The organism is uncultured Sphingorhabdus sp. (genome assembly GCF_937872355.1).
Lineage (GTDB): Bacteria > Pseudomonadota > Alphaproteobacteria > Sphingomonadales > Sphingomonadaceae > Sphingorhabdus_B.
In genome coordinates this window covers 1-11,587 of the sequence record NZ_CALMSV010000009.1, presented here as the reverse complement: position 1 = coordinate 11,587, position 11,587 = coordinate 1, and the positions used below count along the sequence as shown (strand labels likewise).

Genomic DNA, 11,587 nt, shown 5'->3' with positions numbered 1-11,587 from the left:
GGCGGCGAAGAGCGACCAGAGAGGCGCGGCGCGGACATGTGCACCGGCATGGCTGTCGGGCTTGCAGTTGAAGGTTTCGGAAGACGGCCGAAACGTAGTGGAGGAGCTGCTTGCAGCTTGCGCCTGGCTGCGCCGCGCCTAGACGGGAGCGCCGCCCACCCCGCCTCGCCGGGGCCGCACAAAAAACGCCGGTGCGCCAGCGCCGTCCACAAACATGCTCATGCCAAGATCGACCCGAGCGACCAGCGAGATTGCCAAAGCAAAAGACGCGCACCCTGAAAGGAGGCGGGTGTTGCTAACCTGCCCGTGCAGGCGGAAAGCCGGGGCCTGTCGGCTTTCTCAAGCCTGCGCATTCCCAATCATGCCCGCCGATTCAGAGAGCGCGCGGGGCCCTTCTCGTCCAACGCCGCGCCCTCAAGGAGCAGGCCCGTCGGGCCTGCGGGAAAGAGCGCGTCATCAGCCCCGCTCTTTGTTCGAGGGGCGTTGCGGGGAACTTTCCCCGCAGAGGTGGGTGCGGAGGAGACGCATCGCGGCTCCGACCAGGGAGGAGCCTTCCTCCCCTTGAAAAACACCTTCATTTTGCAAGCTTAAAAGGCCGGTCTAAAACCGCTCTGTGGTTACAAATATTTACGCCAAATTGGTCGAAAATTAACTCCAAAATGGCAATGAAATCAATGGGACCAGGTGGCTGCGCGACGTCAAAGCGGCTGCTCCGTTTAGCATAATGGGCATGGCTTTTGGGGGCAGCAGGCATGGCTCGAATTTTAATCGCGGACAACGATGATCTGCTATGCGAATATCTGTCAATCCGCTTGGGCATATTGGGCCATTCGGTTTTCACCGTCGGCAACGGGCTGGAGGCGCTGGATCGCGTCATTCACGAGAATTTTGACGTTGTTTTTCTGAGCGACGTTATGACGGGGCTGACCGGGTGGGAAATATTGGCTGCGGTCGGCCAAATTGAGTCATGCGCGCTACCGTCATTTGTGATCCTGACAAAATCTGCCGACCGATCGATATTACGCCGCGCAAGCGATTGGGGGGTCGCTCATTGCCTTCAGAAGCCATTGTGTCCAGATGAAATATCGGCGCTTGTTGCATGCATTTCTGCGACTTCGTATCGCCGCCGGACCGCCCAACTTCGCTACGTAACAGCAGCTGCAATGTTAGTAACCACGGCTTTGGTCGGCGCTGAGCCGGCGTGGGCGCTGCAAGCTAAGACGGAGAATTCATCAATCGATAGCCACGATATCGACCAGAAGGCACCTCCCGAACCTGCAGAAAATTCGGCGAATTTGGACGACGATCATCCGAAATGGTCGATAAGTTTCTTGCAGGAAATCAGCGATGTTTCCGGCAGCACACAACCGAACTGGTATGACAGCCAGTTAGCGTTGGACTATTCTCCAGACCGTTCCGCGGCATATCGCATTGAACTTGATCGCAGCCAACGCTTTGGCCGAAGCGACTATGTTGTCGCCGCCGAAGGCAATTGGCGGGTCGCCGACAATGCATCGGCATATCTGGCAATTTCTGTTTCGCCGACGGCAAATATAAAGGAGAAATGGAGCCTGCGGTCAGGCGGCGGACTTGGCCTCGGCAGCGGCATTGAAATCTCCGGTGATGCCAGGATCAGTCGCTATTCCACTGGCACCCGCTTCAGCCTGAAACCCGCGCTCGCTTTTACAACTCCGGACGATCGACTCACTATTTCGGCAGGCTGGATCAACCTTTGGGAGCCAAACGGCAAACGCTTTCAAGGCTGGACCAGCCGTGTCTCGCTCAAGCCAAATCACCAACTTCGCATCCTTGGAGGCTTTGCCCGCTACCCCGAAGTCGAAACAGGTACCGCCCGCCAACTACAATCGAGCTATGCTGCGATCACGTTCGAGCTCGCGAACAACATTGATGCCACGTTCGGGGTAACGCGCGACAAATATGAGAACGCATTTTCGAGACGATCCCTGTCCATCGGGGTTTCTTGGCGGTGGAGCCAAACGCATTGAGCGATCCCGTTGCCCTGCTGTTTTTGATATTAGCTATTGTTTTGCTCGGGCTATCGGTGAGCGCTGGGGCATTGTACCTTCGCCGCAAACTTGTCGCGTGGCAAGCCAAGCGCCACGCGCTTCATGTCCGGCTGCTTCGCTCGGAGTTGATGCAGGCATTGGCTCGGGATGAAACATCGTTCTTGATTGACCATTGGAGCAGCCATGATCGGCGCGCTGCCTTCGATGTCGCCAGCCAGTTGCTGAGCCTTGTTAGAGGAAACGACCGGGAAAAGTTGCAAGCGATCGCCGAGGCCAACAATGTCTTCAAAAACGAACTGCTGAAAATCAACCGGGTTTCCGCAAAGCGTCGCGTATCATTGATCAGGCAGTTGGCTGCGTTTGGCAATCGTTCGGTCCAAGGGACTTTGCAGCAGCTAATGCTGCACGATCCTTCGCGAGAAGTCCGGTTGGAGGCCGCGATCGCTTTGGCGGTCTCTGGCGAACTGCCCGCGCCTTGGGGCATCATCCGTTCGGTTTTCGCCGATGTCAGCCAGCCAAGCCCCAATCATTTTCTGCTGTTCCGACAAATGATGCCTGAAAAGACCGAAGCGATGATCGCAATGGCAACCATGCAGGAAGATGGCCTGATCAGACGAATGGCCATCTTCGCACTCGGGTTTGGCGATCGTGCGGTGGTCGCACCGATCTTGAAGGCGCTGATGCTGGATAGCGACAATACAGTTGCAGAAGCCGCTGCGACCGCGCTGCAACAGCTGCCGCCCGCTCCAGGGTCTGCAAGGTCATCGAGCAGCAGGCCGGTTCTATTTGCGGTTGAAAGCCGCGCGGCATGATCGCTTCGTTTTTCGCCATAGCGGGCATGGTCGTCGCCAATGTGATGCTGATTATCATCATGCTGGTTTTGCTCGCACAAAATCTGGTCTACTTTATCCAGCTTTGGATCAGCATTTCGGTTCGGGTGCGCCAACCGTCCAAAATCGGATCGCAGCGCGATTTGTGGCAGCTGCAAGCCCTGCAGAGTCCCGGCGTTTCATTAATCGCGCCAGCATTTAACGAAGAACTGACTATCGCGCAGAGCATCCGTTCGCTGTTGTCGATCGACTATCCCGACTTCGAGGTCATCGTGGTGAATGATGGGTCGAAAGACGAGACCATGAATGTGCTGAAAGCTGCATTTTGTTTGCGACCGTCCGCGCGACACGCCGCGCATGGGCTCGCTCATCAACCTTTGCTCGCAATATTCGAGTCCGAGAGCCATCCAAACTTGCTCGTTCTTGACAAAATTAACGGCCGAAAAGCCGATGCCTGCAATGCTGGCATAAATTTTGCGAGCAAACCGCTGCTATGTGTGACGGACGCCGACTCGATACTCGAACCCGATGCGCTATTGCGCGCGTGCCAGCCGTTTTTGAGCGATGATGGCTCTTTGCTGGCCGTCGGCGGATCCATCAGGCTCACCAATGGATCCCAAATTTCCGCAGGGTCATTGCGCCAAACGGGGATGCCGAAGACATTCATCGAGCGCTTTCAGATACTCGAATATCTGCGGGCATTCATGGTGGCGCGCATCGCTTGGTCAGACTGGCAGATGCTTACGCTTATATCGGGCGCATTTGGCGTATTTCGCGGCTCGGCCGTCATCGCTGCGGGAGGCTACAGACATGACACGGTCGGTGAAGATCTGGAGTTGGCTGTGCGCATTCAACGGCTGGCGAAGGAACGCGCGCAAAGGGCGCGCATAGAATTTGTCCCTGATGCAATTTGCTGGACGGAAGCGCCAGCGACTTATGCGGGGCTGCGCAATCAGCGCTCCCGTTGGCAGCAGGGGGCACTGGAGACGTTGCATAGCCACCGGGTCATGCTGTTCAATCCTCGCTTTGGACGGATCGGCAAGGCATCGATGCCTTTGATCCTACTCGAAGACGTATGCGTGCCGGTCGCCGAAGCCCTGGGCTACGCACTTCTGCCCGTCTTTATTATTTTTGGCTTCACAAATTGGCTTTGGCTTTGCGGCATGCTCGTCTTTAGCTTATTGATGGGGACCGGCCTCAGCATTGGCGCGCTGTTCCAAGAGGAATTCCAGACCCGAGCCGTCAACCAACCACGCGATATTGCCATCCTGATTTTCTGCGCGTTCTTCGAAAACATCGGCTATCGACAGTTCAATACCTATTGTCGCTTGCGGGGAATTCGCCGCCACGTTGCGAAAGAAACGAGCTGGGCGTCTGTCCCGCGGGTTGGATTTGTAAATCATTGAAACCAGAAGGTTGACCGCACAAACATCTGCCCCGAACAAAGCAAGGTCGATTATTTGGTGCAATTGCTAGGTGACGTTGATGTTTGATCGAACCACATTTGCCATTGTTTTGGCATTGCTTGTAATTTTGGCCTCAGCCATTTTCCTCAAGCGCATTCTCGCCAAAAGAGAGAAACGCAAACAGCGTATGATGGGACGATGCAAGTCTAGCGGCTAGGCACGCAGCATTCATTGTGACTTCGGCAAAACGACCAGCTAAGGCCGATATGACAAAAGGTTGAGCATATTCAAAATGCCGCAGACGTCGGGTTTGCATCGTTAATGCGGGGGCCGAAAACGTTTCAATATCTACCGTCGATTGAACAGATTGCATTGATTGCGATCATAAGGCGCCATGGCGTGCAAACGTGCAAGCAAGTGTTTCGGAAGGAGTAATGATGCCAGATTGGATCGCGTTGAGTTATGCCATGATGTTTTTGGCTGGCTCGGCAGGAATTTTTGGATACGTCAAATACCGACAGTACCAGAACAAATATCACAAGCATGACAGAAAGTCGGCTCGTCGGCGGAAATCACGAAAATAATCAGAAGTCAGTTTTACTGTCAGCGAATATAGATATGGCCGGCTGCCTGAGCGACGGCAATGCCCCGATGATTCCGTTTGATCCAATTCGTCTTTTGTAGTCGGTCAACCTGGATAAGATTGGCGGCTTTGAGGAGATGGATGTGCTTTCGTGCGGTTGATCGTGTCACATTCCATTTTTGCTCGATATCGCTTTCAGCGACGAAACGAATTTGACGGTGTCGTTTGACACGGTCGCGAAAATGGCGGTCAGGCTCGATCAGCCATTCCAGAAGCTGGATACGACATTCCACCGCCAACGCGCGGTTGATGTGACTGTTGCGGTTGAGCTCTTTTTTCATCCGTATGCGGTCAAACATTTTTATGGGTACAGGCTCCGCCCCCGGAAGGTGCGACCCGTGAATACCGAAAGCGAAGCCTGGGCGAGAGCCACGTGGGGGTGACACCCTCGCCAAGATAACTCGTAGCAAATTTCCGTTGCGGCAAACTTTCCCAATTGTATCAATTGGTAACGGTGGCCATCTGTGCTTGATGGCAGCGTCAGAACTTGCCAAGAAGGTTGATGAAAAAGCCCTTGCTGGAATAGCTTTGGTCGGTGAGATCGTCCGAAAAATCGGAAATGCTGTAACCCACACCGATTTTCGCGTTCTCGCCCAGGTGGCGGTAGATTGCAGCCAGACCGCCCCATCGACTATCGCCAGCGAGATCGTTGCTAAGATAATGTCCTTCTACTACGGCGTCCCACTGCTTGACCGGACGCCAATCGAGGCGAAGAACGCCCAAATGGGTGTTGCTCGAAACAAATTGGTCGGAGGTCCGGTCGAGCGACACCTTGCCTTGGCGATAGCCGTACTTGCCTCCAAGAGTAAGCGAGTCTGTCAGGTCATAATTGATGTCGATAACGCCGATCATGCTGCGCTGTTTGGGACTGTTGGTTTCACCGCCGGATGTAATCTGTCCGACCGGCCCCAGGTCATGGAAGTAATTGGCGCGCGCAAGGATGTTCAGCCGGTCATTCAAGACCGGGCGATAAGCAAAGCCGACAACGCCTTCGATATAATCCGCTGCGCGCAGGCTGCTGCCATTATCTTCTGCAACAGCTACGTTCAGGCGGCCTAACGCGCGCCAATCCGGATCGACCTGCACAGACGCCGTGTTGCGGAAGAGCCAGACGGTCTGATCCCGTCCTACGCCGCGTTCAAAACGGGCCTCGACATTCGATCCGAACTGGACGTCTTTAGTGCTGTAGCCAAAACCGAAGGTGCCTGCCGTGCGGCGGAATATTCCGGTGGTGGCATCGTCGACCTTGCCATTTTCAAACGAGGCGCTGAATGACAGCTTTTCGTTGGGGTCAAATTTGGCCCCAAAGCTGCGCATCGTGCTGGGTGCGGTTCCGCCATGGCCGATGCGATTTTCTCCATAGATGCTGAGCGCCGAATTAAAGCGATGCCGCGCACCAACTGTGAAGGTTCCCCGGTTTGAGCGGGTAAACAAATTGACAGGCTCGAGTCCGGTGTCGGTGCGGTCCGCCAAAAGCGAGTAGCCGATATAGGCTTCCGAACCATTGCCGTAGCGACGGCTGAGCTGGGCATCCGCGCCAAGACCGCCCTCGCCGCCCGAAACCTCGGCGGCAAGCGACATACGATCACTGATCTCTGCCTTGCCGCCAACGCCGAACCGGCTGTTGCTGCGGCGCGTGGCATCATGCTGCAAAGTTGCCTGGCCAAAGCCATAAACCGACCAGTTTTTGCCCTGCGGATTATAGCCGAGCTGAAGTGCTGCGTCTGTGCGTTTGCCTGCCTCGACGCTGTTATAGAGCAAACCTGGCACCTGATCGTCGTGGCGCAGGCCTAGCTTTGCCTCAATTCCGCCGGCAAATTTCTGTGCCAGATCAAAACTGCCTACCCGCCGCGTGCCGGCGGCCGCAGATTGCAGTTCTTCATATTTCGCAGAAGCATTTGTGTTGTCACCGATAGGCAACGCAACAGCTGCACCCCATCGAGTAGTATCGCTCTGCGTCAGTTGCGACGAGGCTGCAAAGCCCGCGTCAAAGCTCTCAAAATAAGCTGACATCTGGCCATGATCGCCGGTCAGTCCGCGCAGTTCACCGAAATTGACCCCGCCTTCGACCCTCCATGCCCGTGCCTTGCGTCCGGCCGTTCCGGGTGCCGCAAAATCGGTAAATGTCAGACCGCCGTCAACCGAATTGGCCTGACCGAATGCAGGTCCATCGGTCTGCGCAATCTCGCCCTTCACATAGGTTCCCGCAGTCAGGCGAAGCATCGCGTCGGCACCGAGCAAGGTTTGATCGGCGGTATCTGTTGTTTCCTTCTGCGCGGTCAGACCAAGGCGCACCTTGTCCCCGAGCCAGGCAGAACCCCGTCCGCCTACGGTGTAGCCGTCGAGGCTGGCGACGGTTGGCGTATATTCATAGCGCACGACCAACACCGGAACATTGCCGGTCGAGCTGGATTCGCGAACCGTGCTGCCTGTAGCGGCGGTTGAGGCAAGCGGCCGCATCAACGTGACCCGACCCTGGAAATAATCGATATCGTAATCTTCCTGCGGGCGAAGCTCGCGGGTCTCAAGCACAATACCGGTATCGCGGTCGCGGACTTCGACACGTACGCGCTCCGAACCAACGGTCAGATCCTGGCGCTGGAGGAAGTAGAGTGAACCACCCGTGCCGCGGAACTCGTCGCGAGCCGGTATTGTGCCGGGGTCGGAGGCGAAAACCGTGAGTTGGTTTTTGCGCTCGCCAAAGCTGGTGGTCGCCACGCTTTTATGATCGAGCGCGATACCGAACAGTCCACGATCGAGCGGCGCAAGCTCTGCCTGGTTCATGTTGACGACGTAGTTGCCGACCATCAGGCTGCTGTCGTCCTTTTGCACCTTCAGATAGAATTGACCCTGCGTCGGTGCATCCTCGACCAACACGCTGTCATCGCCATAGGTCGTGAAATATTCGTTGGAATTCATGCGGCGCAGCAACTGGCGCGGGTCTTTGCGGTCGAGGTTGTTGAAGATGTCCTTCAACAATGTTTCGCCGGTATCGAGCGATGCGGTCAGTTTCCAACCGTCGCCGAACTTGCCTTTGGTATAGAAGGCCGCGCGCGACGTGAGCGAATTGCCGTCCGCCAATGGGTCACCCGAGACTTCGACCGCAGGTCCGCCACCGTCCATCGAGCGGAAAGTCAGGTCTGCCTGCCCCACGAAAAACCAGTCGCTGCGCGGAACGACAACATCGCGCGTTGTCGAAAATGCCGTGCGACCGCCATTTTCGACTGCCACCTTCACGTCCGTGACGTCGCGATCGACAAGCTGTTTGGTAATGAACTGACCATCCGGATTGACGGGAACAAGCTGCCCACCGACGCGAACGGTGTCCTTGTCAGGATCGGCAACACCGCTAACCGTGATTGTCGCCGTGCGGTTTAGCTGGATATTTCTGACGCTGGCTTCGTCGATCACCCCAAAAGTTGGCCGGGTTACCGGCGCGCTGTCGATCTTCACCGCTTCGGGTAGCAGTGTCAATTCTTCGGGCTTGGTCTCATCGAAATGGCCCTTTTTGTCGTATACGCGGTAGACGTAGAACAGCTCACGAGGCGTTTCCGCTGTCGGCTGCCATTCAGCAACGCCGTTTGCATCGGTTTCGACAACCGCGAGCGGTTTGGCGTCTGTGATACTGGTGCCAGCAAAAATCCGCACTTCGCCCGACACGACATAAGTCGGGTAGTTGGTATAAGTCTGGAACCGAGCCGGCTCACCCTGCACAATGACCCGTTCGCTTCCGATAAGGCCGATCGACATCACTGGCTCTGCGGCATGACCGTCAGCGCGCACTTCGATGCCATAATCATTTGCCACAGGCTGATCGGCAGGTTGCCTGGAGATACGCAAACCACCATCAAGCTGCGCGGGAACAAAGGAGCCAATAGCCACAGGTGGTGCAGCAACCGGCTTTGCCTGCCATTGGGCTGCTGCCATCGAAAGCTGTGCCAGATCACCGCAACTATTGCGAACCGTCAGCTTTACGGCATCACACCCGACGGGCTGCAATATGTTGACGGCAAAGGACCCATCGGCAGCCACAGGAACCACCTGACCTTCGACCATCAGGGTTGATCCAAGTTCACCGACTTTGCCAGAGACTGACAGCGGCACAAATTGGCTCGCCGCAATTTCGCGCGATTGTGCGGAGTCGACAATGCCGAAGGTTGGGCGGCTTACAGCTCCTGGTGTTGGCATTGCGCCAGCAGGAAGGACTTCAAGCGGCTGCGATGCCGTTTCATCCATGCGACCAAAACTATCATAGACGCGATAAGTATATCGCATGTCGCTTGATGCATAGCTGGTCGGCGTCCAAGTGGCGGCACCGTTCGAGTCAAAAGGCACAACGGCATGCGGCGAACCATCTAGCGCGGCGGCAGCATCGAATATCCGAAGCTCACCCCGCGCTATGGCAGCGGGATAGTTTGAGTAGCCGATGAAGCTCGCTTTCTCGCCAACGATCACCGATCGTTCGTGATTGACCAAACCAACCGATAATATCGGCGCATTTGCGCTTGGCGCCACATATATATCGACATCGCTAACGCCTGACGCTGCAGAGAACCGCGAGACGAGCCGCTCGCCGGTACCGGTTTGGATCGGCGCTGCTTGTGCGGCTTCGACCGCATTTGCCATCGCGGCAAAGTCCAATTCGGCTGCATGGCCAACATTAGGGCAGAAACCGACGGCAGCGATAGCCGAGATTCCGGAAACAAGGCGTGCGCGGTTCAGCATGCTGCTGGTGGCCGATTTGCGGTTGGGAGATTGGATAGATTTTTTCATGGAAATTACTCCCGCCCTGGCATGCCAAAGGCACGGGTCAAATTGGCTTCAATGGTCGGCTCGGCGGCGCCCCAATCCTTGGCGAACAGCTCGGCGACTGCAGTTTTGGCTGCGGCCAGACGTCGCTCGGCGAGCGCCCAGTCTTCGCCATTTTGCACTCGGTAGTTGAGCTGGATCACCATGCGCACCGCTTCGGCAGGCCGCAGCGTTGCCAGCTTCCTGGCGATCTCCGGACGGAGTGTCGCTGTGCCGGGCATGAACGCGTTGGTGTCGATATCGACGGCCGTGGTCGCTGCTTTTTGCACCCCGAAATTCAGTTCGCTAACCTTGCCGCGCGTCAGGCGGATTGATTGCGGGTTGTCAGTCGTGGGCGCATAACCGCGCGCGATGGTCCGTTCATCGAGTTTCAGCACGAAGTTGGAGCCGATCTGCGCATCCGGAACCGCCGCACAAGCGATGTGGTAACGACCGAATTCGTCGGTTGTAATCAACTCGCCATTCACGGTCGCCAAGCGCGCGCCGGGGATCCCCGGCTCGCCCTTGTCCTGATAGCCGTTGCCGTTCAGGTCGTCATAGACCTTCCCGATGACTTCGGAACAATCGAACACGGCACTCGGAACGATGGAAACGACCGCCTGTCCGCGGTTGGAAATTTCAACGGCCGTCAAGCCATTCCGCGCGACACCGGTGTTCACGCGGTCGCCCGTAGTGACACCTGCGCCTACAACCACGGTCAATGTGTAGGTCATCGTGCCGTTAGCCGGCATAGTCTGACGGACCCAGCGAAGTTCGCGGTCATTCACGACCGGCTCCGTCGCCACACCGTTTACCGATGCCGTGCCAGTCACATATTTCAGACCCGGCGGCAGAATGTCGATCACATCAACCGGAGCACGCTGCGCCGCCTCTGTGTTGCGAACCGTGATTGTGTAGGGAATCAGATCGCCGACATTGGCAGTACGCTTGATGCTTGTTTTGGTAACAACCAGCGGTGAGCGCGACAGGAACGGATCTAGCGGAATGTGATTGAAAATCACGTCTGGATCGCCCTGTGCCAGACGGAATGTCTGGTACCAGCGAACAGGATCGCCCCCGGAAGGGGCGCTGGAGCTCGCGCCGATCATGACTGGTCCGCTGAGGCCAGTCGGATCGAACGCCCCAATTTCGGCGGGCAGGACGCTGGACGGTGCCGAATAGCCCGTGGGCGGTGCAACCGAAATCGTATAGGTTGTTTCGCCGACCGGACACTGCGGTGCCGCGCCCGGAATGATGTCAAACCGATACATGCCGGTTGCGTCTGTCGCCTGGCTTTGCTGCGTGGCCGACAAGAAACAGATGCCCGGTAGCGGCTGGCCGTTGGCCCCCAGCATCGTGACAATCGCGTTGCGCACCGGCGCACGCGTGATCGAATCGTAAACCACACCTGAGGGATCGAGAGGCAGGTTCTGGTCGATGACTACCGTGTTGTTGGCGAGGGTAACATCGTCGATGACATTGTAGATGACGTTGTTTTCCGGGTTGCGGAACTGGATCGAATAGCCGCCGCCGCTCAACAGACCGTCAAAGCGGTAATTGCCCTGGCTGTCAGTGCGGGTCGTTGCCACGACAACACCATCGCGCATGACTTCGACGATCCAGCCGTCGCGCCGCGTTTCGCCGCTATCGAGCGTCTGGTTGCCGTTGCGGTCATCATAGACCGTGCCGGTGACCGAGCTTAGCGCGGGCTCTACGACGATGGTTGCTGTGGCGGTGGCGCAATTGGTTGGATTCAGCCGCTCGCAAATCTCATAATCGATGGTGTAGGTCCCTTGCGGCACCGACGAATCGACTGAAATTTGGCCCGTTGCCGGATCAAGCACAACGCCTGGATTGCTGGCGGGCGCAACCACGCGAAGCATGACGTTGGTC

At 56.8% G+C, this 11,587-nt stretch carries 7 protein-coding genes; 3 read left to right on the top strand and 4 right to left on the bottom strand.

The annotated features are described in order from the left end of the window. Window positions 1-752 precede the first annotated feature (752 nt). The 3 genes from Q0239_RS00345 to Q0239_RS00335 are packed head-to-tail and all read left to right on the top strand — an operon-like array spanning window position 753 to window position 4,263. Window positions 753-2,006, top strand: coding sequence for a YaiO family outer membrane beta-barrel protein (locus Q0239_RS00345; protein WP_298596634.1), 1,254 nt, complete (start codon window positions 753-755; stop codon window positions 2,004-2,006). After that, entirely contained in the window at window positions 2,003-2,839 is an 837-nt protein-coding gene (locus tag Q0239_RS00340; protein WP_298596630.1) for a hypothetical protein, read from the top strand. Before Q0239_RS00345 ends, Q0239_RS00340 begins: the two co-directional genes overlap by 4 nt. Continuing rightward, window positions 2,836-4,263, top strand: coding sequence for a glycosyltransferase (locus Q0239_RS00335; RefSeq protein ID WP_298596627.1), 1,428 nt, complete (start codon window positions 2,836-2,838; stop codon window positions 4,261-4,263). Before Q0239_RS00340 ends, Q0239_RS00335 begins: the two co-directional genes overlap by 4 nt. Window positions 4,264-4,396: 133 nt before the next feature. Here Q0239_RS00335 and Q0239_RS00330 read toward each other — a convergent pair whose 3' ends face one another. From Q0239_RS00330 to Q0239_RS00315, 4 genes are all read right to left on the bottom strand, one after another. Beyond that, window positions 4,397-4,636, bottom strand: a complete 240-nt coding sequence (locus tag Q0239_RS00330) for a hypothetical protein (protein WP_298596624.1) — start codon at window positions 4,634-4,636, stop codon at window positions 4,397-4,399. A 230-nt stretch (window positions 4,637-4,866) separates the two neighbouring features. Continuing rightward, a complete protein-coding gene (locus Q0239_RS00325) occupies window positions 4,867-5,205 on the bottom strand; it encodes a hypothetical protein (protein WP_298596621.1) in 339 nt (112 codons plus the stop codon). A 181-nt stretch (window positions 5,206-5,386) separates the two neighbouring features. Then, window positions 5,387-9,679 (bottom strand): hypothetical protein, encoded by a 4,293-nt coding sequence (locus tag Q0239_RS00320; RefSeq protein WP_298596618.1) that lies wholly within the window; start codon window positions 9,677-9,679, stop codon window positions 5,387-5,389. A 5-nt stretch (window positions 9,680-9,684) separates the two neighbouring features. Further along, a partial coding sequence (locus Q0239_RS00315; protein ID WP_298596615.1) for an SdrD B-like domain-containing protein occupies window positions 9,685-11,587 on the bottom strand: 1,903 nt, incomplete at its 5' end.